General features: G+C 64.1%; 20 protein-coding genes and 2 pseudogenes. 16 read left to right on the top strand and 6 right to left on the bottom strand.

Translation table 11 applies throughout. From position 1 onward, the window contains the following. Positions 1–30: 30 nt before the first annotated feature. From ASE70_RS09225 to ASE70_RS09215, 3 genes are read left to right on the top strand one after another with little or no spacing between them, the layout of a single operon-like run. Complete coding sequence (locus tag ASE70_RS09225) at positions 31–894, top strand: transketolase (RefSeq protein WP_235519726.1); 864 nt, start codon at positions 31–33, stop codon at positions 892–894. Then, positions 891–1,850: a transketolase family protein gene (locus tag ASE70_RS09220; RefSeq protein WP_082449640.1), complete on the top strand. Its 960-nt coding sequence runs from the start codon at positions 891–893 to the stop codon at positions 1,848–1,850. The genes ASE70_RS09225 and ASE70_RS09220 overlap by 4 nt, the downstream gene beginning before the upstream one ends. Next, positions 1,850–3,316, top strand: coding sequence for an FGGY family carbohydrate kinase (locus ASE70_RS09215; RefSeq protein WP_055998276.1), 1,467 nt, complete (start codon positions 1,850–1,852; stop codon positions 3,314–3,316). The genes ASE70_RS09220 and ASE70_RS09215 overlap by 1 nt, the downstream gene beginning before the upstream one ends. A gap of 42 nt (positions 3,317–3,358) precedes the next feature. On the opposite strand, the gene ASE70_RS09210 is transcribed toward ASE70_RS09215, so the two are convergent. Next, the gene (locus tag ASE70_RS09210) at positions 3,359–4,648 is read right to left on the bottom strand and encodes an MFS transporter (protein WP_055998273.1); all 1,290 of its coding nucleotides are present in this window, start codon (positions 4,646–4,648) and stop codon (positions 3,359–3,361) included. Positions 4,649–4,718: 70 nt separating this feature from the next. On the opposite strand from ASE70_RS09210, the gene ASE70_RS09205 reads away from it, so the two are divergent. Further along, the gene (locus tag ASE70_RS09205; RefSeq protein ID WP_056625802.1) at positions 4,719–6,299 is read left to right on the top strand and encodes a DUF5060 domain-containing protein; all 1,581 of its coding nucleotides are present in this window, start codon (positions 4,719–4,721) and stop codon (positions 6,297–6,299) included. A 174-nt stretch (positions 6,300–6,473) separates the two neighbouring features. Here the strand turns inward: ASE70_RS09205 and ASE70_RS19805 are convergent. Continuing rightward, a pseudogene (locus ASE70_RS19805) lies at positions 6,474–7,294 on the bottom strand (IS5 family transposase). A 540-nt stretch (positions 7,295–7,834) separates the two neighbouring features. On the opposite strand from ASE70_RS19805, the gene ASE70_RS09190 reads away from it, so the two are divergent. From ASE70_RS09190 to ASE70_RS09155, 9 genes and pseudogenes are all read left to right on the top strand, one after another. Then, positions 7,835–9,628, top strand: a complete 1,794-nt coding sequence (locus ASE70_RS09190; RefSeq protein ID WP_156356119.1) for a transferrin-binding protein-like solute binding protein — start codon at positions 7,835–7,837, stop codon at positions 9,626–9,628. After that, positions 9,628–10,938: a porin family protein gene (locus ASE70_RS09185; protein WP_056503842.1), complete on the top strand. Its 1,311-nt coding sequence runs from the start codon at positions 9,628–9,630 to the stop codon at positions 10,936–10,938. The genes ASE70_RS09190 and ASE70_RS09185 overlap by 1 nt, the downstream gene beginning before the upstream one ends. Positions 10,939–11,016: 78 nt before the next feature. Beyond that, positions 11,017–11,347 (top strand): annotated as a pseudogene (locus tag ASE70_RS09180) (transposase); the annotation flags it as partial. A 40-nt stretch (positions 11,348–11,387) separates the two neighbouring features. After that, positions 11,388–12,317: a DNA/RNA non-specific endonuclease gene (locus ASE70_RS09175; RefSeq protein ID WP_056503840.1), complete on the top strand. Its 930-nt coding sequence runs from the start codon at positions 11,388–11,390 to the stop codon at positions 12,315–12,317. A 74-nt stretch (positions 12,318–12,391) separates the two neighbouring features. After that, the gene (locus ASE70_RS19800; RefSeq protein ID WP_156356118.1) at positions 12,392–12,562 is read left to right on the top strand and encodes a hypothetical protein; all 171 of its coding nucleotides are present in this window, start codon (positions 12,392–12,394) and stop codon (positions 12,560–12,562) included. 26 nt (positions 12,563–12,588) lie between these two features. Beyond that, a complete protein-coding gene (locus ASE70_RS09170; RefSeq protein WP_156356116.1) occupies positions 12,589–13,608 on the top strand; it encodes a hypothetical protein in 1,020 nt (339 codons plus the stop codon). A 9-nt stretch (positions 13,609–13,617) separates the two neighbouring features. Further along, positions 13,618–14,379, top strand: a complete 762-nt coding sequence (locus ASE70_RS09165) for a hypothetical protein (protein WP_056503834.1) — start codon at positions 13,618–13,620, stop codon at positions 14,377–14,379. A gap of 137 nt (positions 14,380–14,516) precedes the next feature. Beyond that, the gene (locus ASE70_RS09160; RefSeq protein ID WP_235519724.1) at positions 14,517–15,485 is read left to right on the top strand and encodes a M4 family metallopeptidase; all 969 of its coding nucleotides are present in this window, start codon (positions 14,517–14,519) and stop codon (positions 15,483–15,485) included. Continuing rightward, positions 15,482–15,838, top strand: a complete 357-nt coding sequence (locus ASE70_RS09155; protein ID WP_056503828.1) for a protealysin inhibitor emfourin — start codon at positions 15,482–15,484, stop codon at positions 15,836–15,838. Before ASE70_RS09160 ends, ASE70_RS09155 begins: the two co-directional genes overlap by 4 nt. Positions 15,839–15,930: 92 nt before the next feature. Here the strand turns inward: ASE70_RS09155 and ASE70_RS09150 are convergent, their stop codons facing one another. Then, on the bottom strand, positions 15,931–16,839 hold the full coding sequence (locus ASE70_RS09150) for a retropepsin-like aspartic protease (protein WP_235519722.1): 909 nt from the start codon (positions 16,837–16,839) through the stop codon (positions 15,931–15,933). A 325-nt stretch (positions 16,840–17,164) separates the two neighbouring features. On the opposite strand from ASE70_RS09150, the gene ASE70_RS09145 reads away from it, so the two are divergent. Then, the gene (locus tag ASE70_RS09145) at positions 17,165–18,157 is read left to right on the top strand and encodes a glycosyl hydrolase (protein ID WP_235519719.1); all 993 of its coding nucleotides are present in this window, start codon (positions 17,165–17,167) and stop codon (positions 18,155–18,157) included. Between the two features lie 106 nt (positions 18,158–18,263). Here ASE70_RS09145 and ASE70_RS09140 read toward each other — a convergent pair whose 3' ends face one another. Beyond that, positions 18,264–20,300: a beta-galactosidase gene (locus ASE70_RS09140; protein WP_235519718.1), complete on the bottom strand. Its 2,037-nt coding sequence runs from the start codon at positions 20,298–20,300 to the stop codon at positions 18,264–18,266. 114 nt (positions 20,301–20,414) lie between these two features. Next, positions 20,415–20,570, bottom strand: a complete 156-nt coding sequence (locus ASE70_RS19795; RefSeq protein ID WP_156356115.1) for a hypothetical protein — start codon at positions 20,568–20,570, stop codon at positions 20,415–20,417. A gap of 86 nt (positions 20,571–20,656) precedes the next feature. Here ASE70_RS19795 and ASE70_RS09135 point away from each other — a divergent pair, with 86 nt between their 5' ends. Continuing rightward, positions 20,657–23,743, top strand: a complete 3,087-nt coding sequence (locus ASE70_RS09135; protein WP_056503822.1) for an alpha-L-rhamnosidase — start codon at positions 20,657–20,659, stop codon at positions 23,741–23,743. 386 nt (positions 23,744–24,129) lie between these two features. Continuing rightward, positions 24,130–24,270, top strand: coding sequence for a hypothetical protein (locus ASE70_RS19790; protein ID WP_156356113.1), 141 nt, complete (start codon positions 24,130–24,132; stop codon positions 24,268–24,270). Positions 24,271–24,430: 160 nt separating this feature from the next. Here ASE70_RS19790 and ASE70_RS20645 read toward each other — a convergent pair. Continuing rightward, positions 24,431–24,844: integrase core domain-containing protein (locus ASE70_RS20645; RefSeq protein ID WP_235519717.1), on the bottom strand; the 414-nt coding region annotated here is incomplete at its 5' end.

Below are 24,844 nucleotides of genomic sequence, written 5' to 3'. Positions count from 1 at the left end.
TTCCGGCAATAATCACATATAAGACGTCATATGAATAATATGTTCGCCACAGGCAATGACGATTTCGCCGCGCGCGCCGATCGGGTGCGTGCCAGGGCCAACTGGATGCGTCGGCGGCTCCTGGCGATGATCGTCGGGGCGGGGCAGGGGCATCCCGGCGGCGACCTGTCGGCGACCGATATCCTCGCCACGCTGTATTTCGACGTTCTGCGGATCGATCCCGCCCGGCCCGACGATCCGAACCGCGACCGGTTCGTGATGAGCAAGGGACATTGCACCGGCGCGCTCTATTCGGCGCTGGCGGCGCGAGGCTTCTTTCCCGAAGCCGAACTCGACACCTATCTCCAGCCGGAATCGCGGCTGAACGGCCATCCCAACCGGATGTATCTGCCGGGCGTCGAAACCAACACCGGACCCCTCGGCCACGGGTTTCCGGTCGCGGTGGGCATCGCCATCGCCGGACAGATCGACCGGGCCGACTACCGCGTCTTCGCGCTCACCGGCGACGGCGAATTGCAGGAAGGCAGCATGTGGGAGGCAGCGATGCTCGCCGGGCATCGGCGGCTGGGCAAGCTGACCGTCGTGGTCGATCGCAACCGCCTGCAACAGGGTGCGAGGACGGAGGATACGAACGCGCTCGAACCGCTGGCCGACAAATGGCGCGCGTTCGGCTGGGAAGTCGTCGGCGTCGACGGGCATGACGCGGGCGCGCTGCTGGCGGCGTTCGACGCGGCGGCGGCCCCACGCGACCGGCCGCTGTGCATCATCGCCGATACCGCCAAGGGTCAGGGCGTCAGCTTCATGCGCGATCAGGCGGGCTGGCATCATGGCGTGCCGAATGCGGCGCAATATGTCCAGGCGATCCGCGAGCTGGAAGCGGAGATGGCGTCGTGAGCGTCGCCGCGTCCAACCCGCACGGTCTGTTCGACTGCCGTGACGCCTATGTCGCCGCGCTGGAGGACATGGCGACCACCGACGACCGCATCGTCGCGGTAGTCAACGACTCGGTCGGATCGTCGAAGCTCGGCAGGTTCCGCGACCGTTTTCCCGACCGGCTCGTCAACGTCGGCATCGCCGAACAGAATATGGTCAGCGTCGCCGCGGGGCTGGCCAACGGTGGCAAGGTGCCGTTCGTCAGCGGCGCGGGATGTTTCCTGACCGCGCGGGCGATGGAGCAGATCAAGGTCGACTGCGGCTACAGCCAGGCCAACGTCAAGCTGTGCGGCATCTCCAGCGGCGTCGCCTATGGCGAACTGGGCGCGACGCATCACAGTATCGAGGATGTCGCGTGGTTGCGCGCGATCGACAAGCTGACGGTGATCGTCCCCGCCGATCCATGGCAGACCGATGCCGCGATCCGCGCCGCCGCCGCGCACGACGGCCCGGTCTATGTCCGCATCAGCCGGATGCCGGTGCCCGCGCTCGACCGGGACGACACCCCCTTCGCGATCGGCCGGGCCGAGACGCTGCGCGAGGGCGGCGACGTGGCGATCGTCGCCAGCGGGACGCTGGTCCACCGCGCGATCGCCGCCGCCGACATCCTTGTGGGTGAGGGGGTGGCGGCGCGCGTCGTCAACATGGCCACTGTGTCGCCGATCGATGCCGCCGCGCTGGCCGCGGCGGCGGCGACCGGCGCGATCGTGACCGCCGAGGAAGGGCTGGCGCACGGCGGGTTGGGCGGCGCGGTCGCCGAATGGTGCGCGCGCCATGCGCCGGTGCCGATGCGGATGCTGGGCTTTCCCGGCTTCCTGCCGACCGGATCGGCCGACTGGCTGATGGAGCGCTTCGACCTGACCGCCACCGGTATCGCGGCGGCGGTGCGCGACGTGCTCGGACAGCGGGCGGCGTGATGAGCCGCCCGGTCATCCTCGCGATCGATCAGGGGACGACCAATACCAAGGCGTTGCTGGTCGCCACCGACGGCACGGTCGTCCGGTCGCGGTCGCGCGCGATGCGCGTCGCCTATCCGCGGCCCGGCTGGGCCGAACAATCGGCGTCCGACATCTGGGAAGCGGTCGCCGCGCTGATCGGCGAACTGGTCGCCTCCGCCCCCGATGTGCGGGTCATGGGGGTGGCCATCGCCAACCAGCGCGAAACCGTGGTGATCTGGGACGCGGCTACGGGTCGGGCACTGACTCCGGCAGTGCTGTGGCAATGCCAGCGATCGGCCGGGCGGCTGGCCGCGCTGCGCGGGCAGGGGCACGAACCGCTGGTGCTCGCGCGCACCGGGCTTAGCCTCGACCCGCTATTTCCCGCCGCCAAGATCGCCGGCCTGCTCGACGCCATGCCCGGCGCGCGCGACCGCGCGGCGCGCGGTGAACTGCGCTGCGGCACGATCGACAGTTGGCTGTTGTGGAACCTGACCGATGGCGCGGTACATGCGACCGATCATAGCAATGCGTCGCGCACTCAGTTGTTCGATCTCGATCGGCTGCGCTGGGACGAGGATCTTGCCGCGATCTTCGACGTGCCGCTCGCCATGCTGCCGCAGATACTGTCGTCGGATGCCGCGTTCGGCACCGTCGCGCCCGGCATCACCGCGTTGCCGCCGGGCACCCCGATCCATGCCATGGTCGGGGACAGCCATGCCGCGCTGTTCGCGCACGGGATCGAGACCCCGGGCAGCGGGGTGAAGGCGACGATCGGCACCGGCAGCTCGCTGATGACGCCGACCGACGGGCGGGTGCGCTCGGCGCACGGCCTGTCCGGCACAATCGCGTGGAGCCGTGGCGGCGTCGTCCGCCATGCGCTCGAAGGGAATATCTCGGTGTCGGGGCAGGCGGCGGCATTCGTCACGACGCTGCTCGGGCTGACCGACGAAGCGGGGCTGACGGCGCTGGCGGCCACCGTCGCCGATGCCGGCGGAGTGACGTTCGTCCCCGCGCTGGCCGGGCTGGGCGCGCCGCACTGGCGACCGCAGGCGCGCGGGCAGATCGGCGGCATGACCCTGTCGACCCGCCCGGCGCACGTCGCGCGCGCGACGCTGGACGCGATCGCCCTCCAGATCGCCGACGTGCTGGTCGCGATGGAGGCCGATCTCTGCCGCAGCTGCGCCACCGTGTCGATCGACGGCGGCGCGGCGAAGAACCCGTTGCTGGCGCAGCTTCTCGCCGACCTGACCGGCCGGTCGATCCTTCGCCCGCATGCTGCCGAAGCCAGCGCGCTGGGCGCGGCACGGTTGGCGGCCGAGGCGATGGGACTGGACGGTGCCGACCTGCGACTGACGCCCGAGGCGGTGTTCGTGCCCGCGATCGACGCGCCGGCCCGGGCGGCGATGCGCGCCCATTGGGCAAGCGCGATCAAACACGCGGGGTGACGCGGTGCCGGGCCGGGGATCCCCCCGGCCCGGCCTGCCGTCCTACGCCGCCTGCCCCTCCATCTCCGCCTCGAGTTCGTCGAGCGACTTGCCCTCGTTGCGCGGTGCGCCGAGGTAGCCGATCAACCCGCTCAGAACCAGGAACCCGGTCAGGATCCAGGCCAGCGTCTGGAATCCGGTCGCCGTCAGCAGCGGCACGAAGAAGCTGAAGATACCCAGCGTGATCCGCACGATCCCGAACATCAGCCCCTGCGCCGTCGATCGCAGCAACGTGGGGAACATCTCGGCGCTCCAGAGCTGGAAGAAGGATTGTGCGCCGAACCCCTGGCCGATGCTCATCAGCACCACATGGAACAGCGCCATCGGCAGCGTCAGCGGAAAGATCGCCAGCAGCGACATGCCGATCACCTGGACGATCGCCGACACCAGGAACAGCGTGCGCTGGTTAACCCGGTCGGACAGTCGCATGAAGATCAGCCAGATCGACAGCACGCCGAGCAGGAAGCTGAACGACTGCACCGCCACCGCCATCGCCTGGCTCTGGTTGCCGACCGTGCGCAGGATATAGGGAAAGAAGAAGCCGTTGGTGCCCGCCCACAGGTTCCACATGCCGTACATGCCGATCAAAAACGCCATCGGCGCGATCCACTGCCTTGTCATCAGGTCGCGCAGCCGCGCGGGCTGCGCCGTCGGGCCGGCCGCCGGTGCCTTGTCCGCCTGCGCATCCAGCCAGCGTTGCGATTCCTTCATCCGCGATCGCAGGAAGGTCAGCGCCACCGCCAGAATGGCAAGGTGCGCGAACACGATCCGCGCGCCGAGCAGGCCCAGCGGTTCGAGCACCAGAAACATCAGCAGCACGACGACCGGGCCCAGATACCACAGCACCTGCGCCACGCCACTATGCTTGCCGCGCGCGCCCTTTGGTGCGGTTTCGGCGATCAGCGACCATGATGCCGGAATATCCGCGCCGACCGCCAGCCCGACGAGGAAGAAGCCGATCAGCACCATCCATGCATTCATCGCGAAGATCAGCCACAACATGCCGAACGCATAGAACAGCATGTCATATTGGTAGATCTTCTTGCGCCCGAACAGGTCGCACAGCCGCCCGCCGACGAACGCGCCGATGCCGGCGGAAATGGCGTTCGGCCCGAACGCGCCAATCAGCCCGACGAAACCGGGGCTTAGGTCATAGGCCTGCATCCACAGTGCGAGCGCGGCCGAACCCGCGACGATGGATCCGGCATCGATATAGTTGGCAAGCCCGGCCAGAATCGTGTTCTTCCAGTCGTTTCGGTCGGAACCGATTCCTTCCGCGATTGCGCCTTCCATTCCCTCTCCCTTCGATTCTATATCATATGACGACATATGATAGTATGAGTTGCGGCGCAATTGGAGAGCGATGGTGACGGTTTCGCGAAGGACCATTTTGGGCGGTGCGGCGGCCGTGGCGACGGCGGCACTGACTCCGGCTGCCGCGGCCGGGAACCCACAGCGGGTCGAGCGCTGGGGACTCCACGAGATCGCGCTCGCCGGCCCGGCGGGCGGCAACCCGTTCGACGACGTGACGCTGAGCGCGACCTTCGCGCTGGGAACGGCACGGATCGCGGTGCCCGGCTTCTACGATGGCGATGGCATCTATCGCATCCGCTTCAGCCCGCCGTCGCTCGGGCGATGGACGTGGACGACGGCGAGCAACGTCGCCGCGCTCGACAGGCGAAGCGGGACGGTGGAGAGCGTGCCCCCGTCGGCCGGCAACCACGGCCCGGTGCGGATGACGCGCGACGGCTATCATTTCGTCCACGCCAACGGCACGCCCTATCGTCCGGTGGGCACGACCGCCTATTCGTGGGCGCTGCAATCCGATGCGCAGTGCGCCCGGACGCTGGCGACGCTGAAGGCCGGACCGTTCAACAAGATCCGGATGTGCGTCTTCCCGAACGTCGCATCGGTCGCGACCGATCCGTTCGTGCGCACCGGCGGGGGGCCGCGCGACTGGGACCCGACCCGCTTCGATCCCGCCTATTTTCGCCGGTTCGAGGACCGCGTCCGCCGGCTGGGCGAACTGGGGATCGAGGCCGACGTCATCCTGTTCCACCCCTACGACAAACTGCGCGGCTATTCGGCGATGCGGCGGTCGGACGACGAACGCTATGTCCGCTACGTCGCAGCGCGATTCGGTGCGTATCGCCATGTCTGGTGGGCGATGGCCAACGAATATGACATCGTCGAGGACAAGACGATCGCCGACTGGGACCATCTGTTCGCGGTACTGGTTGCCGCCGATCCGCACGACCGGCTGCGGTCGATCCACCAGCTCAACGTCTATTACGATCACCGCAAGCCATGGATCACCCATGCTAGCATTCAGCACGGCGCGGCGGTGCTCGACGACGGGCGGGTCCATCCGCACCGCAATTTCGCGCAGAAGGCGGTGATCTTCGACGAGGTGATCTACGAGGGGAATTCGGACAAGCGCTGGGCGCGGCTTACCGGCGAGCAACTAGTCGAACGTTTTTGGTGGGGCACGCTCGGCGGTGCCTATGTCGGGCATGGCGAGGTTTTCACCGATACCGGCAATCCCGACCAGTCGTGGCTGGGGCAGGGCGGCAGCCTGCGCGGGACCAGTCCGCCCCGGTTGGCGTTCCTGAACCGCATCCTCGCAAGCGTACCGTCGCCAGGGATCGATCCGATTCAGCAATTCTGGGACTATCATCTCGGCGGGCGCGATTTCACTTGGTATCTTAAATATTTCGGCAACAGCCGCCCGACGCGCTGGGACGTCGTCCTGCCCACACGCGCTGCCAATCCGCACCCCGATTACCGGATCGACATCCTCGACACATGGAACATGACAATCACACCGGTGGAAGGCGTGTTCCATATGGTCCAGCGCGACGAATACGACAGTCACGACCCTGCGCGGCCGAGTATTGTTCTGCCAGGGAGCCCCTATATTGCGCTACGTATAATGAAAGTGTAAAAATTCGCTAGACATTCCACGAATTTTTGAAACCGGTTTATTGCTAGGTGTACTGTGTATAGCCCGATAATATACGAATCACTGGAGTCACAAAATTAACGATCGTCAGTATTGGGTTTGGGAATTACGGATGTAAGGGCGGCAATTGGAACGGCTCGGAGCGACCGGATGATCCTAGGCATCGTGGACAAAGGGTAGCCAGAGCAGGACTGATGCGAGGTTGACGAAGCCGATGTAGGACTCTGCCGTTTTGTCGTAGCGGGTTGCGATCCGTCGCCAATTCTTAAGTTTGTTGAACAGACGCTCGACCTGATTGCGCCAGCGGTACTTGGTCCGATCATGCGCAGCCGGTTTACGACGGTTGCGCCGAGCCGGTATCACGGCCTCAATGTTCATGCTGGCCAGGGTGTCGCGAACCGCGTCGCTGTCATAGCCTTTATCTGCAAGCAGAGCGTCGATCCGGTCGGCGATCATGCGCATCAATGGTCCAAAGCCTTGCGTGTCGTGTGCTTGGCCCGGTGTCAGGACAAAGGCGAGCGGGCGACCTCTGACATCGCAGCGGGCATGGAGTTTGGTGGTGAAGCCGCCTCGCGATCGGCCAAGCGCCTCGGCCGCGCCAGTCCCTTTTTTATGCCCACGGCACAATGATGCGCCCGGACAACCGTACTGTCGATCATGTCGGCCCGGCCATCGCGTTCGACCGCGCCGGCCAGCGTCTCCAGCATGGCCTCGAACACGCCTGTCGTCACCCAGCGACGATAGCGGCGGAACACGCTGTTCCACTTGCCATATTCCTCCGGCAGATGCCGCCACTGCGCACCCGTCCGCGCAATCCACATCATACCTTCGAAGAAGGGCCGGTTGTCACCAGCGGGACGACAGCCTCGTCCACCCTCGGCCGGTAGCAGCGGCCCGATCAGCGACCATTCCTCATCCGGCAAACCGATCCGCCCGCCCAAGCCTGCCTCCAAATGGCAGCCTTGAATCAGTGGCACATCCCGCCGTCAAGCTTTGTCCACGGTTCCTAGTTCCATGGGCACATCAGAAGATTGTAGTTTTTATAAAAATTCTTCCAATACAGTGCCATAAAATTGTGAATGCGTGAATTTTGGTCGTGATGAGTTCACTGACAATATGAAAGAATGCCCAAAATTTGGCAGGCCCATACAAACATGAATGGCCGGTTATAGGTCGAAGCATTTCTATTTATGAAATGGCTGATCCGGAATGATAACGACCGCATCACCAACGTTCGCGCCTTCCAACTCAACCGCACTGAGCAGCTGCGGGCCAATCCAACAATCGAAGCGTAGACAGCGGGTCAGCCTTGAAAATTATTAGAAGCGGCAATGCCTACTTGCTGAAATATCACCGTCGTCCGGCAATCTGCCATACCGCCACCATATCAAAACCCTAGGATATAGCCTGAGCGGGTCGGCGATGCCGGTCTTGTATCACTACCCAAGCAGTGTATCCCTGTTGCGGGGACTCAAGACATTGTGGGGCAGGGGAGCAGGATGCGGCGATCGGTGAACATGGCGTTGGCACCGTGCGTGTTGCTTGGCGCGTGTGGCGGCGGCGGAACCAACAGTGCGGGGTCTGTACCAATCGCGGTAACGCCGACCCCCGCCCCGACCAACACTGTCATTACCGATCTGAAGGCGAGCCAGATATTTTCAGCTAACGGCGCGAGCGTTGATACTAGTATAAATCTGTCGGACCGTTTGGTGGAAAAGGCCGCATCAACGACATCGACCGTCAAGGTCAGCTACGACGCCGTCGCCAAATCCTATACGATCGAGACCGCCGGACGCAGCGCCATCTTTACCGCAGCGCAGGGGCAGAAGACCGAATTTCCCGGCGAAACACGGTATACGAACAGCGATAGCGCGCAACGCGACTATCTCACGATCGCAACGCAGCCTTACAACGGCAGCAAGTCCAACGCATATGTTGCGCTGGGATATTGGCAGCGCAATTCCGTGTCTTCGACGACGCAGAATACCGTTTTCGATGCCTTCGTCTTCGGCTTGGAAACGGCGGCAACCGCTGTGCCGCGTACCGGTTATGCCGGGTATGAAACCGCGGCATTCGGTTTCATCACCACGCCTGGCAAGGAACCGAAGGCATTCACGGGTGCGGGTACGCTGGACGTCGACCTGAGCAGTGGTACGTTCCGGTCGATCAACATGGTCGGCGAATATAGCCTCGCCAGCAACTCCTACGGCAGCGGTGGCGGCATCGAACTGGTTACTACCGGTCAGGTCGGCAGCGGCAACAGTTTGTCGGGCAACGTCTACTATGCCGGCTTCGACGGCGTGGTTTCGGGAACGATGAACGGGCGTTTCTTCGGTCCGTCGGCAGAAGAGGTCGGAGCCAGTTTCTCGGCTACCAATCGTTCGGGAGCGGCGGTTACGGGGACACTGACCGGGCAGCGAGATACCACTAGGGCTCCCGTATCGTTGACCCTGACCAACATCGTGGCCGCGACGTCGCTTCCCGCCCCTACGGCAACGTGGACCACGGCGACGAATACGTCCCTCTCGCCCCAGTTCCGCGGTGCCATTGGCTATAACGGGCTGCCCAACGGATTTTCAGCACCGGGCAACCTCCAGCTGACGCCCGATGGCGGCTTCGCGTACCGGCCGTATGACGGCATGGTGTCGCCGTATCTGTTCGGGCCGGCGAATCGTTCGGCGACGCAGCGACCGAACTTTGCCAGCTACGATTTCACGACCGATGGCAATGCATCGCATGTCGACATCTATCGACCTGCGATGACCAGCAGCGGCGAAATCCAGCTGACCTATGCGGGGTTCGGCATCTGGAGCGTTCCGTTCCGTAACGGCAGCTTTGCGGAGGTCCGCAAGTTTTTTGCCGCCTACGGCTTCGAAACACCGGTCAAACTGCTGGCTGGCCGGACGGGCACCGCCAGTTATGACGGGATCGTCTATGGTTCAACGGCGACGACCTCTGGGGAGACGATAGATGTCGGCGGCACATCGCGGTTCGCGGTGGATTTCAGCAATCAGCGTTACGAAGGGGCGCTGATGCTGACCGGTGTTCCGACCGGCGGTGGTACCACGACGTCACTTGGCACCTGGACGTTTTCGGACGCAATTACCGCCCGTGGGATGAACGCCGCCGCGCTCAATCGTGCGGGCGCGACGACCGCCGTGAACATCGATTTCAGCAATATCGCACCGCGCTTCTACGGTCCCGACGCCCAGGAAATCGCAGCCACCTTTACGATCCTCAACAACGGCAATTTCCCTGCGGATATCGGCAGCACTGCCATCTCCGGCGTTACCGTCGCTAAAAGACGCTGATGCTCCTGCTCTGGCTGGGTTTTGCCGGTGTCGTAACATTGGCGGGACAACCCGATTCCACGGAGCAGGTCCGTGAGGGCCTGTCGGCGGCACAGATATTCGCCGCAGCCGACGCAGCGCAGGCGGCAGACCGGACCGACGATGCCGTCCAGCTCTTTGCCGCGCTGGAACATGATCCCGATCCCGAGGTGCGCGCCGAAGCACGGTTCCGCAAGGGAATGATGCTGTCCGGTAAACAGCGGTACCGCGAGGCGGCCTTGGCATTCCGCGCTCTGCTTGACGAGAAGCCTGATGCAGCGCGGGTTCGCCTCGAACTGGCGCGTGTGCTGGCGGCACTGGGGGACGATGCCGGAGCCCGACGCGCGGTGCGGCAGGCGCAGTCGATCGGCCTGCCTGACGCGGTCGCGGTAACGGTGGACCAGTTCGCCCTCGCGCTGCGATCGTCACGCGCGCTGGGCGGTGCGGTTCAGATCGCCGTTGCACCCGACAGCAATATCAACCGCGCGACACAGGCGCGGACGCTGGACACCGTCATCGCGCCGCTCACCCTGTCGCGCGACGCCCGCGCCCAGTCCGGCGTCGGATTGCGCCTTGCCGGACAGGGGTATGGACGGATCGCCGTCTCTCCCGGCCTAACGGTGCTGCCGCGCTTTTCGACGCTCGGAAATCTGTATCGCCGGTCGCAGTTCAACGATGTAGCCGCTTCAATGCTGCTCGGGCTGGAATGGCAGCGAAAGCAGGATAGACTCAGTCCGTCGATCGGCAAGACCTGGCGTTGGTACGGAGGGCATCCTTACGCCCAGACCGACAGCCTGTCCTTCGACTGGATCCACCCCATCGGGCGGCAGAACCAGATGGTCGCCCATGGCGGTGCCGAACGGGCATCGTATCGGGCCAACGACCTGCAGAATGGCGGTCTCTACGATGCATCGATCGGGTTCGATCGTGCCGTCAGCCCGAGGACGGGATATGGCCTGCGCCTCAGCGGCTATCGGCAGACGGCTGCCGATCCCGGCTATGCTGCGGCTTCCGCCGGGGTCGGGGCGACGTCGTGGTTCCAGATGAAGCGGGTCGACCTGACCGCCGATGTCGGTCTCAACCGACTGGAAGGGGATGCGCGGCTGATCCTGTTTACCGATCGTCGGCGAGAATGGCTGCTTTCGACCTCACTCGGCGTCACGCTGCGGCAACTGACCGTCCGGGGCTTTGCGCCGCTGGTGCAGGTGGGTGCCGAGCGAAACTGGTCGACGGTTGGCCTGTATGACTATCGACGCACGACCGTGAAACTCGGTGTGGTTCGCGCGTTTTGATCCTTTGGTTGCTGGCCTGCAAAGCAAGGCAGTGGGAGATCGCAAACAAGTCGCTACACTGCAAGCAGGGTCCGATTGATGACTGCCGGTCAGGTCAGCGACTACACCGGCGGCAGCAATGCTGGGTGGCCTGCCCAAGGCACAATGGCGACCTAACGACCGCGGCTACGACACCGACTCGTTGAGGAAGGCGCTGCAGGTCAAGAGCATTCAGCCCTGCATCCCGAGCCGCAAATCGCGCAACGAGCCCGTCAGTTACGACAAGCGCCGCTATCGCCGCCGCAGCCGCATCGAAATCTTGATCGGACGTCTCAAGGACTGGCGGAGCGTCGCTACCCGATACGACCGCTGCCCAACCGGCTTCTTCTCTGCCATCACCGTCGCAGCCGCCGTCATCCTCTGGCTGTGATCAACGAGTCCTGACCCTGGGAAAGTTACGGAGAAACGCGATGAAGATCGATCTGTTGTACCGGCCGCGCCTGAACGATCTGCGTCCAGTGGTTCCAGCGAGCGAAACCCTGCTCCCGTTTGACGCAGCAACGGTTCGAACGTCGCCCAACGCATATTTTCAGGGCAGACAAGGGTATCGTGCCGATCATCTGGGCGAATTTGTCGTACCGCTACCCAGCGCTTCCGCAATCGCGGATGATGTCCTGCCCATTGTGAACAACCCCGACGCACGCCTCGACTACGAGCATTTCTCGATCGTCATGTCTCGGAGTCGTCGTTTGGCGCTATTCACTGGCGTCAATATCGATGGAAGCGCAAGCGTATCGGTACCACGCGGCGGTGATCCCTGGGCATTTGACGGCCGCATCCCCGAGGATGCGCAAGTCGGCGAGGCGCTGTACGCCAATAACGATTTCGACCGGGGACATCTGGTTCGCCGGGAAGACCCGAACTGGGGAACGACCGCCGGTATCGCCAACCGGGATACTTTCCACTTCACCAATTGCGCACCGCAACTCTCCGCCTTCAACCAGCGGACCTGGCTCAGCCTTGAGGACTATATCCTCGATAACACCCGCCGCGTCGGCGAGCGGGCGAGCGTGTTCACCGGCCCGGTGTTCCGTGCGACCGACCCCCTCTACCGCGGCGTTGCGATCCCCTTGGCCTATTGGAAAGTCGTCGCCTTCGTCCATGACGATGGGCGCCCATCGTCAACCGCCTACCTGATCGATCATGACGTCGACCTGACCGAGCACACGCTGCTGTTCGGCGCCTTCAAAACATATCAGCGGTCGGTACGCGCGATCGAGGGTTTGACCGATCTTGATTTCGGCATGCTGCACACCTTCGACGGCTTTTCGAACGAAGAAGCGGCGACCGGTGAGAGCGTCCGACGGCTTATCACCGGCCCGGGAGACATTTTGGCCTGATCCGCGAAAAAACATTGTCCTACAAAGAACATAGCTGGAACACTGGCTCGCGGATCAACTATGGAGTCGGAAAAATGCCCGACATGATCGACGGTCCGATGCTGGTCGGCATCGCGGCGCTTATCACCAGTATCGCCAATATCATCGCCGCCCTGCGGCGCCGCGACCCACCGCCGGATCGGCCGCGATCGCGCCGCTTGCCCCGACGAAGAAACGAAAGGCAAAATCGCGGTTTACAGGCATGATGTCCGCTGATCGCAAGGAGATCGCCATGGGCCGCCGCATCAATGCCGTTCTGCCGATACTGACCCTAGCGTCGCTCGTCTGCGGCTGTGCCACCAATGCCATTCGGCTGGACGCAGCAGGAACGGTGCAGGCACAAAGCCGCGAGGCGGTGACGGCAACGGCCAGCTATTTCGATGCCATCGAGCAGCGTCGACGCGAAGCTGCAGCAGCACTCGTCGCGAGCGATTCTAGCTGCCTGCCGGTGACGCCACTGCGTATACAGGTGCCCATCGTGCCCGACGCACCGCCCGCGCCGTTATGCCTGTCGGCCGAGGCTCCGATGCAAGGCTATGCCGCCTTCGACATCGATATCGGCAGCAACCCACGCGCCGTGCTGGAACCGCGCATTGCCCTGATCGCTGCGATCAGCGACTATGCCGACGCCCTTGCCGCCATCGTCGAGGCACCGAAGACCGATGTATCAGCGGAACTCACCGCCTTTGCCGATCAGGCCGACCGACTTGCCCGCTTCACGAACTTCGTCGCCAGCACCGACCTGCCGAACATCAACGCCGCGGTGGCGAGCGAGCAGGGCCAGAGCCTCGTCGCGCTGATCGCCTTCGCCGACGATCTGGCGCGCGAAGCCCGGCAGGTACGCGATGTTCGCGCGCTGGTCCTCGAACGTGGTGCCGTCGTCGATCGGGCACTGGCATCGCTGTCGGTGCAGGTCACCGCATGGGGAAAAGGGGCGGCACGCAATGCCGACGACCTCTACGGCAACGCCCTGTTCCGAACCTATATCCGCAACCGCGCGACCCTGCCAGCCGACCAGCGCGAACAGTTGGCCGCCCGCATCTTCGCAGCGCGCGAGGCAGCGAAGGACGGGCCGGTACGCGCCGCGCGGGTCGCGGACGCGATCGACCTTGCCGCCAAGGCGCAGGCGGGACTGCGCGACGCGCTGGCCGGCCGCCTGACACGGCAACAGCGCCGCGCCGCCGCGCAGCTGAACATCGAGCGTATCACCCGAGCGCTGGGCCTGATCGCATCGCTCGCAACCCCCGCCTGAGGAGGACTCATGACCAACTTTCATCAGGCCCGGGACGCAGCGGACACGCTGATCGACCAATTGCAGGCGTTCACCGCCAATCCACGCTATCTGCCGCGCTTCTTCGACACCTTCTTCGGCCTGCGCACGGCGCTCGGTAGCGCGCGCGAGCGGTTCGTCGGATCGCACGGGACGGAAGACGGGGATCGTCCGCTGTTCGCCACGGTTTTCGACCGCTGTGGTCAGGCGACGAAAATGGGCGTGGTCCTCGTCCCCGATGACGCCGCGGTTTCGCGCTATGCCACGACGGTCCAACGGGCGATCGCGGCAATGGACGGACCGGGCGTGACAAGCGCGAGGCCCGCGCTGCGCGGGGCGCTTCGGCTGCGTGCCCCGTCGACGCGGGGGGCATTGGCGGGAACACGGTCCTCTCCCGTCGCCGAACCCTATTATACCAGCCTCGTAAAGCTGTTCCCGGTCGAGGCGGTGACGCTCTACCCGCTCGCGATCGGCATCGCCGCCGGTCACGCGGTTCTCCGCCTGATCCTGATCGCCGTCATCATACTCTTCATCATGGCGCTTCGCTGGTTCGCGACACAGGACGAGGAAGGGGGCAGCGGCGATATTCTCGCCATCGTCGTCTCGGTCGTTTCGTTCGTCCTGTACGCGGCTTCCCTGGGCGGCTTCGGGTATCTGCCGGGCGGCCCCGAACAGACGGGGCAGTTTTTTGCCTTCATCACGGTCATGTGGGTCGCGCTGATACCCTTTACGGTGCGCCGCGCCCGCCGCTGACCAAATCCACAGGAGATACGATCATGTGCACCTCCGTTCATCGACACTCGCTGCACTGCATCCTTCCGCCCTACATTCTTTCGCGGATCGCCGAGAACGGCTCGCCGGAAATGCGTGCGTTGGCGATCCGCAGTCTGTTGATCGATCCAACCATCCGCATGGTACGCGCCAGCACTGCTGGCCCGGTCGTCGGCGATATCGCCCGCCGCCGGGCCGCCGCCGGTAATATCCTGACGCCGAGCCCGCTACGGACCATTCGCGACGCGGCCGGCGAACCCGAGGCGCCCGGCGCGACCGTGGTGCGCCGCGAGGGTGACGGACCGACCGGTGATGTGGCGGTCGACGAAGCCTATGACGGCCTCGGCGCCACGTTCGCCCTGTATTGGGGGGCGTATCAGCGCAACTCGATCGACGATGCCGGCATGCCGCTCGACGCGACGGTCCATTACGACCAGGATTATGACAACGCCTTCTGGGACGGAACCCAGATGGTGTTCGGCGATGGTGACGGCGAATTGTTCAATCGCTTCACGATCTCGCTCGACGTCATCGGCCACGAACTGACCCACGGCGTGACCGAGAAGGAGGCGGGCCTCGCATATTTCAACCAGTCGGGGGCGCTGAACGAAAGCATCTCCGACGTGTTCGGCAGCCTCGTGAAACAGCGCTTGCTCGGGCAGACCGCGGATCAGGCGGACTGGCTGATCGGTGCCGGTCTGTTGACCGCCAGGGTAAACGGCATAGCGCTTCGTTCGATGCCGGCACCGGGCAGTGCCTATGACGACCCGGTCCTCGGCAAGGATCCGCAGCCCGCGCATATGGACGATTTCGTCCGCACGAATCAGGATAATGGCGGGGTCCATATCAATTCCGGCATTCCCAACCGCGCCTTCTATCTGGCGGCGACGTCGATCGGCGGAAACGCGTGGGACCATGCCGGGCGGATCTGGTACAATGCGCTGCTCGACCCGAATACGAGAGCCAACACGGACTTTGCCGGCTTCGCCCGCGTTACCATCGACGTTGCAGGTCGTTTATACGGGTTGGGAAGTCCTGAGGTGGCCGCAGTCGCCGGGGCGTGGCAGGCAGTTGGAGTGATTGGATGACGACGGACAAGGCCGATGGCGAACCGGTAACGGGCGAGGCCCGCTTACGGATCGAAGGCGGCCTTGCCCATTTTCCGGGACTTGCGAAGGAGCACACGGTCTGCTTCGGCGATCTCACCAGCCCCCAGCGTGCGGAACTTGCCGAACTTGCCGACCAGGCCGGGTTTTTCGACTGCGCACCGGCCGAGAATCGTGCGCAACCCGACGCACGCACCTATACGGTTGGGCTGACGATCGGCGAACGAAGCCGCGAAATCTGTGTTGCGGAACCGATCACCGATCCGGCCATGGCGAAGCTGGTATCGGTCGTGCGCCGGTTGAGCAAACAGCGGGGTGACGATCGCAAGCGGTGAACCTTGGGGTCTTCTCTTCCTACCTGCCGTAGAGATGGGCATCCTCCCTCGGTAGCCGCCATTTCGCTGATGGCCGAAGGAACGCCGTGCCACTACCGGTCGCTCGGATCAGTAACATCCGATCCGCCAACGTCCCGCAACGTACGAGCGCTCCTGCGCCCTGCCGATCCTGGTCGATGACTACGCAACTGGAACCGCACCTTCTTCGCGCGGAAATCGAGCGAGACGCGGCGGAAATTTCCCATCAGATCGGTTCCCAGCAGCATTGCCGGCGCTTCACGAAGGCCGAACAGCCGAAATGGAGGCAGGTCGGCGAACCCGATTAGAACGTCGCGCATGATGACCCGGCCGACCCTGATTTCGGGCACGATCATCAACGGCACCAGCAGGGTTTCTCCGGTTACGCTGACCAGCGTAGCCGACGATGGTTCAGATGGCGGGCGACGGCGACGCACCAATACGTCACGAAGCGCTAGATTACCAATCGTCAGCTGTGATCCAGTGTCGACGACGGCACGTATGTCGACCCCATTCGCGCGGGCCTCAGTCAGGATCAATTGTCCGCCGCGACTGCGGGCGGTGACGACGATCTCGTCGGCCTGCACCTTTGCCGGGCGGCGCGTATCCTCGACCGTGACGGTGTCGGCTTCGAAATCGAGCATCAGCCGCTGTCCGCGCAGGGCATCGATCCCAATAATACCGCGCGCGCCAAGCGACGTTTCGGACAGTATCGGTGCGACGATGTTCTCGACCGTGCCGCTGCCTAGGCCCAACCGGGCGATGCGTACCGTCTCGCGTCTGCTTGCCCCGGCCACATCATGCAACGTCACGGAACACCCTGCAGGGAGGCCGAGCGTGCGGGCCAACCTTTCTCCGATGACCGATCGATCGGCTCCACTGTCCACGACGAACCGATAGGGACCCGAGCCGTCGACCGTTACGCCAACGACCATGCGTGTATCGATCTGTTGCCCCTCAATCGCGTCGCCGGAAACTTCCAAACGATCATCGATCTCCGCGTTGCCGAGCGTAATCGGAGGATATGGCGAGGAGGATTGCCCACGTTCCGGTAAGGCCTGCACACTGATCGCAAGCGCGCTGGCAAGCCCGACAAGGCAGCAAGCAACCATAGCTTATGTTAGCATCACGCAGGATCGGGCACTAGCGGCGTGATGATGGCCAATTTCCAGTCATCTGAAGCCGCCTGCCCGCTTTCCGATTTTTGACATCCGTTTCTTGAGGTTCAGCCAGCGGCTCCGTACCTACCGCGAAGCGAACTGTGGAAGATGCCTGCCGATGATAGCCGATCACGATGGAGAGAATGGGATGATCTTCAGCCGGCGCGCGTTGATGGTTGGCGGCGTGGCGGCGTTTGGGTTCGCCGGACACGCTGGCGCGGCCGTGCCCAAACGCACCTTGAGCAATCCTTCCGCCTCGGCCGAGGCAAAAGCGCTCTACCGGTATTTGTGGTCGATCTACGGTCGCAAGACGCTCACCGGGCAGCAGGAGTCTCCCGGTAGCGAGCGTGACGAGTTACCGTACATCGAGCAGCAGACGGGCAAGCTGCCTGCCGTGCTGGGGCTCGATTATATTCACCCGCAGGACAATGCCGGTGTCAACGCACGCGCAGCCGAGTGGCATCGCTCCGGCGGTATCGCCTCGATCTGCTGGCATTGGGGATCACCAGAGGTCGGCACGGGGTATGAGAACAGCAAGAAGGACTTTGACGTCGCTCGTGCGCTGATCCCGGGTACGCCGCAGAACCGGGAGATGATGGCTCAAATGAAGGAGACCGGAGCGCTGCTGGCCAAGCTGCGGGACCAGCGCATTCCCGTGCTGTGGCGTCCGTTCCACGAATTCAGCGGTGACTGGTTCTGGTGGGGCAAGCACGGCCCGGACGCATTCAAGGCGCTTTGGCGGCTCATGTACGACACGTACACGCGGTCGATGGCGCTCGACAATCTGATCTGGGTGCTGGGTTGGGCAGGGCAGAACGTCGACGCGGCCTATTATCCTGGCCGAGCATATGTCGACATCGCTGGTGCCGACATCTACGCCAACGACCATGGCGCACTTGCTCCAATGTTCGGGCAGGTGAAGCAGATCGTGCGCGACACCGTACCCATCTGCCTTCACGAAAACGGTCCGATACCCGATCCCACCTTGCTGGGGCCTACGGCGGACTGGCTATGGTTCCTGACCTGGCATACTCGCTGGCTGAAGGGCGCCGATCAGAATACCGTCGAACAACTTCGAAGCTACTACGCGTCCGATCGATATCTCACGAAGGACGAATTAAGCCTTTCAAAGCGACGGTAGCCGATGCTTATCGAATTCGCATGCGTAAGAACCGGATAACGGTAAGCGTTTCTCCAACGACGCCAACTCGGCTTCTATGTAAAGCAACCCGGTCTAAATCCAGTCGTTACTCTTCCTCAATAACGGCCACACCCCATGGTGCCAAGTTTAGGCTTGCGCCGCTCACTACCTTTTGTCCGTGCAGCAGTTCAATGCCTGCGCGAGGAGCAGTCATGGTTTGCGGATTGGACGAATAGTTGAGGACATAGCGGACCATATGGCCGTTCGTAAGCCTACCACCACGAACGATCACTGGAAAGCGTGCCCCCGGAACCGACGGCATGACACCTGCCCGCGCGACCTCGGCTGCCACGATCTTTTCCGCCAGCGCATCGCTCGGCATGAAGCCGACATAGCTGACCTCGCCCTTGCCCCAGTTGTTGCGGGTCATCGCCGCTGCCGCCGGCCATGACGGATGTTTATACCGTGCGACCACCTGTGCGGTCGTGGGTTTCAGCATTTCCATCCACCATCGCGGCGCATTGTCCACGTCTGCGACCTCGAACGGATTGTCCGCCAGCTTGACACCGACGGGGATGGTGAATTCCTGGTAGGTGACGCCGGCCGCCTCCGCGATCGCGCCTGGCTGCGTGGCATAGCGGACCTTGGTGTTCTCGTCCGAAAAACCGCTCTTGAAGGTGTAGAGCAGATGACCGCCGCGCCGGGCGTAGTCGTTGAGCCGGGCAATCTCGGCATCACTGGCCGCGTAGAGCGCGGGCACGAGGATGAGCTTGTAATCGTCGAGGCTGGCGGTGCTGTCGGGCGACAGGATGTCGGCCTCGACGTTCATCCGGTAGAGCGCGTCGTAGAAGGGGCGAACGACCTGATTATAGTCCGCGCCGTCGGGTTTGAACGCGTCGAAGGCGGTCTGGGCGGCGTTGCTGACATAGACCGCCACCCGGTTGCGCTTGGTCATCCCGGCAAGCTTCGGCCCGAGCCGGGCGAAATCGGCACCGATTCCCTTCGCTTCGGCGTATGCCGCGTTGGGCTTGTAGTCCTGCGACAGCAGCCCACGCCAATAGGTCTCGATCGCGTTCGCAGTAGTCGCCCAATGCCAGTATTCGACCATCTGCGCGCCGGAGGCGAGATGGCTGAACGCCTGCAACCGCAGCTGGCCGGGATACGGTGTCCAGTGCGGAAACCCCTGCGCCTGCGTCTCCAGCACCAGATAATTCTGCCCGTTCCGCATCGAGCGAGTCACGTCGCCGCCGAAGGCGATCTCGACGCCGGTCAGCTTGTCCTGGCTCGGATGATAGATGTCGATGCCTGCAATATCGAGCGGTCGTGCGGCCTTCCAGTGATCGACCTCTGGCTGGATTCCGTAAGAATGACCGCGCCAGCCCAAGTCGAAATTCTGCGTCAGGAACTGCCCGGGGCGGGCATGGGCGCGCACCAATTGGGCCTGCCACGTCAGGAAATCGGTGACGAGGCTGCGCTGATAGGCGGCGAAGGCACCCGACATGCTGGCGTTGATCGACCCGTTGGTCGACGGGAAATCCTCCCACCGGTTGATCCGGTTCGACCAGTAATCAAGGCCCCATGCCTTGTTCAAAGCATTGAGGTCCGGCCACTTCAGCCGGATCGCGCGCGCAAAGGCGGCCTGCACCGCAGGGCCGCTGGTGTTGTAGGCCTTGGTCTCGTTGTCGAGCTGGTAGCCGATTACCGCCGGATGGTCTTTCACGTGATTGACCAGCGCGACGATCACCCGCTCGGCCGCCGCACGATAATCGGGATCGGTGATGTCCATGTTCTGCCGCGGGCCGTACTGCGCACGGATGCCATCGGGGCGAACGACCAGCACGTTCGGGTGCTGGCGCGCGAGCCAGGTCGGCACGGCATAGGTCGGCGTTCCCACGATTACCTTGATGCTCTGCCGGTGCATCGCGGCCAGCATCCGGTCGACATGACGGAAGTCGAACACCCCGGGCTGCGGTTCCAGCGTGCCCCACGTCGATTCCGCAATGCGGACGACGCTGATCCCGGCCGCCTTCATCATCCGCGCATCGTCGTCGACACGGTCGACCGGCGTATATTCATCGTAATAGGCGACGCCGTACAGGATCGTGTCTGGCATCTGCGCCCGCGCCGGGCCGGCGGCCGCCATGGCAACAGCAATCGACAATGATCGTCCGATGGCCTTCATCATGGATATTCCTCTCCTCGATTGCGTCGTGCCGATATTTTTTCAGCGTTCGGCCTGACCTCGCCTGACGTGACGTTAGAGCATTTGTCCGGTGCTGCCGAGTTCGGTGGAAAGCCCGGCAACCTTCGCCGCGGACGTACTCACCGCCGCAGCATAAAGGCCAACGGCATCCTCTACGGACGGCTGTTCCTGCTCGACCAGCGCGAGGGATTCCGAGAATGCCGATGCCACCCGACCTGCTATAGTGCGAGAACGGCCTGTAGCATCGACGATCCGGTCGAAACGAGAATCGGGTCGAACATAGGGAGGATGGCGCAATGGCGTCGATGAACCGTCGCAGGATGCTGATGACGACGGGTGCCAGTGCTGGCGCTGCGATGCTGGCGGGTCCGGCAGGCGGCGCGGGCAACGGACGCCTGCGGGCGGTTGGACTGCGGACCGCGAGTCTGCAGGACCCGCTGGCCGTGGGCGATGTGCGGCCCATGCTGTCATGGCGTGTCGAGGGCCCCGCCGGTACGCGCCAGACGGCGTTCCACGTCCGGGTGGCCGGCGATCCCGCGATATTGGCCTCGGGCCGGGGCGATCTGTGGGACAGCGGACGGGTGGCGGATGCGACCTCAACGGGCATCCGCTACGCCGGCGCGCCGCTCGCCGCCCGCAGGCGCTGCTTCTGGCAGGTCCGAATCTGGAACGAGGCCGGCGCCGCCTCTCCCTGGAGCGCGCCGGCCGCCTGGGAGACCGGGCTGTTGGCCGAGGCGGACTGGCAGGGACGATGGCTGGCCGCCGAGGGGGCGGAGGAGCGGGACGATCGCCTCGCGCCGCCGCCCTGGACGAGCGCGCGCCTGCCCGACGACAAGCGGCCGGCGCGGTTCCGTCTCGGCTTCGCCAGCACGGCGGGTGATGCCGTGCTGGTGGTCGATACGCGCAGCCGGCTGACCGGCCTGCGGCTCGACGGGGTGCCCATCGCCGTTCCGGGCTGGCATCCCGACGCCTATGGCGGGCCGCCGGCGGCGCGCTTCGTCCTGCCGCTGCCGGCCGGTCGGCACGAACTGATCGCCGAGGTGGCGGCGGGGAAGGGCGATGGCGGGGCGATCGCATCGATCGCGGCGCAGTTGCGGCTGCCCGCGACGGCCGGTGAGGTCCGTCGCATCGTCGATGGCTGGGAAGTGGCGGACGCTGCCGGAGGATGGCAGGCTGCGCCGATCGACCCGCAACAGCCGCATTTCGCTTGGCCGCCCACACCGGCGCGGCTGATGCGCCGGCAGTTCGATCTGGCCACCGTGCCGCGTGCCGTGCGTCTCCACGTCGCGGCGCTGGGCAGCTACCGCATCTGGATCAACGGCATCCGGGTCGGCGACGATGAGCTCCAGTCCGAGCCGGCGGAGTATCGTCGGCACATCCCCTATCGCACCTATGACGTGTCGCGCCTGTTGCGGGCCGGCGAGAATGTGGTCGGCGTGATGGTCGGCGACGGCTTCTATGCCAGCTATCAGGCACCCGATGGCCGCTACGCCTATGGTCCGGCCCCCCGCCGGCTGCGGCTGATGATCGAGACCGCGGGCAGCCGCGAGGGCGCGCATGTCGTCACCGATGGCGAATGGCGGCACCACGAAGCGCCGATCACGATGTCGGAGATCTACGCCGGCGAGGACCACGACCGGCGGCGCTGGCCGGCGGGCTGGGCGTCGCCCGGCTTCGATGACGACGCATGGCTCCCGGTATGGGATGCGCCCACCCCCGATGCCGCACTGGCTGCCCCGCTCGGACCGCCGATCCGCATCACCCGCACCGTTCCGGCTGCGACGATTCGTCGGATCGGTCCGGACTCGCACATCGTCGACTTCGGACAGAATTTCGCTGGCCGCGTGCGCCTGTCCGTGACGGGGCAGGCCGGTCGCGAGGTGGTCGTCACCCATGCCGAAATCCTGACGAAGGAGGGTGCTCTCGACCGCCGCAACCTGCGCGTCGCCCGTGCCCAGGATCGCTACGTCCTTGCGGGCGAAGCGGGGGAGGTGCTGGAGCCCGCTTTCACCTTCCAGGGCTTTCGCTACGCCCGGATTGACGGCCTCGACGACCTGACCGCCGCCATGGTCACCGCGCTGGTCGTTTCCAGCGATCTGCCCGAGATCGGCACCTTCGCCACCGATCAGCCGGTGGTGCAGAAGCTGTGGCTCAATACGCTATGGAGCCAGCGGTCGAACTTCCGCGGCAACCCTACCGACTGCCCGCAGCGCGACGAACGGCTCGGCTGGACGGGGGATGCGCAGGTCTTTTGGGACACGGCGGCATTCAACATGGATGTATCGGGTTTCACGCGGTCGTTCACCCGGATGCTCCGTGACGACCAGGCGGCGAACGGTGCGTTCCCGATGTGGTCGCCGTCTCCCAAGGGGCTGGGCTGGGGAACCGACACGCCGACGCCGGGCTGGGCCGATGCCGGCGTCATGCTGCCCTTTGTCGATTATCTGCACACCGGCGACCGGTCGGTGGTAGACGACAATTGGGCGGCGATGGCCGCCTATTGCGACGGTATCCTCGCGACCAATCCCGACGGCATCTGGAACAAGGGGCGTGGTGCCGATCTGGGGGATTGGCTGGCGCTGGACGCCAAGTGGCCCGGCGACGAGACGACACCCAAGCCGCTGATCTCGACCGCGATGCTGGCCCGGTCGCTCGACCAGATGGCGCAGATGGCAATGTGGACCGGACGCGCCGATGCCCGACAATGGCACCAAAAGGCAGCACGGACGCGCGCGGCATTCATGGCCGCGTTCGTTGGCGCAGATAGCACGGTCGGCAACGGCAGCCACACCGGCTACATCCTCGCGCTGCGGCTTGGACTCGTGCCGGATGCGTTACGCGCTCGCGCGGGGGAACGCCTTGCCGCCGAAGTGATCCGGCGCGGTCGGCTCCTGACGACCGGCTTCCTTGGCACGCCGCTGGCGCTCGATGCGCTGGTCGATGCGGGGCACGCGCCGCTGGCGTTCGATCTGCTGCTGCGCACCGGCTATCCGTCATGGGGCTATATGGTGACGCGCGGCGCGACGACGACATGGGAACGCTGGAACAGCGACGTTGGCGACGTATCAATGAATTCGTTCAATCACTATGCGTTCGGGGCGGTCTGCTCGTTCCTTTACCGCAGGATCGGCGGGATCGAGCCGATCGAGCCCGGTTTCCAGCGGTTCCGCGTCGCCCCCGTCCTCGACCCGCGTTTCAGGTCCGCCACCACCTCGCTCGACAGCGCGTCCGGCAGGATCGTGGTGGCGTGGCGGCACGACGGCCGACAAGCGTTGCTTGACCTCACCGTACCGGCCAACACCGTCGCTCAGGTAGTGCTTCCCGGCATCGATGCGCTGTACGGGTCAGGACGGCATAGGGTTGCATCGGTACCTCTTCGGTGAAGGGTGCATTGCTTAGAACAGCCACTTCCTAGGAGTAGCACGGATGCAAGCGCCGGAATTTTACGCTGGCGTTGGCGACGATGCGATCTTTCAGGTACGGTGGGTTTCCCACGCGAGTTGTGCGTAGGCCGGAGGTAAGTTTTACATAATATCTCTTATCGAACTGGTAAAGTGTAGGCGCCAGATACAAACGACACCACTCCGCTAGATAGACACGGCACTAATGGTGTTGTCCAGCAGGTCGCCCCGAGAACCTCATCAGACATCTGGAGAAGCCGCTAAAGTTCTGCGTACCGCTGCCGCACTTAGAGGCCCGTTCGATCGGCTTCTAGATCGGCCCGCACCTCTACGCGCAAACTTCCGTCGTCCGTCGGAAGTAGACGACCATGCAGTCGATGGCGGGAACTAAAGGGCTCAAGGCCGAGGCGATCGAAGGGGAAATGGCGCGCGTTGCGGAGAGCGCGATCGAGCCGCCTCTCGCCAAGCTGGAGGGAGCTACAGGTGACGGTGTCGACCCTGAGGAGTGACCATTCAATCATGCCGAGCACGGCTTCTCCGCTCACAAGACCGACGGGTCGGTGTCAGAACCAAGTTGTGAAACCTGCAATCTTAATTCGAGACCAATGCGACGCATTGACCGGCGTTCGACGTAGTGAGCAGCCCCCACCGAGTGGTCCTGGTTGTTAGTTAGTGCATTGTTGTCTCCGCCGCCATTGCCGGGCGTAGGTGGAGCGAAGCGGAACCGGAGGCCGGCAATGGCGGTGTCACCGCTTCCGGGGCCGGTGGACGGTAGCCCAGGCTGCTGTGTGGCCGGATGGTGTTGTAGTGACGGCGCCACGCCTCGATCAGCACTCTGGCTTCGGTGAGGCTGTAGAAGATCTCACCATTGAGCAGTTCGTCGCGAAACGACCCGTTGAAACTCTCGTTATTGAGCTGCTGCCGGTCTGGTAGACACGAGGTTAAGCTACCTGCGCCTGCCGCTCGAAGTCCATGGGGCTGAGATAACCCAGGGTCGAGTGGCGTCGCGTTGGAGCTACCTGCGCCTGCCGCTCGAAGTCCATGGGGCTGAGATAACCCAGGGTCGAGTGGCGTCGCGTTGGA

Origin of the sequence: Sphingomonas sp. Leaf22 (assembly GCF_001421715.1) — a bacterium.
In the GTDB taxonomy this organism is placed as follows: Bacteria; Pseudomonadota; Alphaproteobacteria; order Sphingomonadales; family Sphingomonadaceae; genus Sphingomonas.
This window is presented reverse-complemented; position numbering and strand designations above follow the sequence as displayed.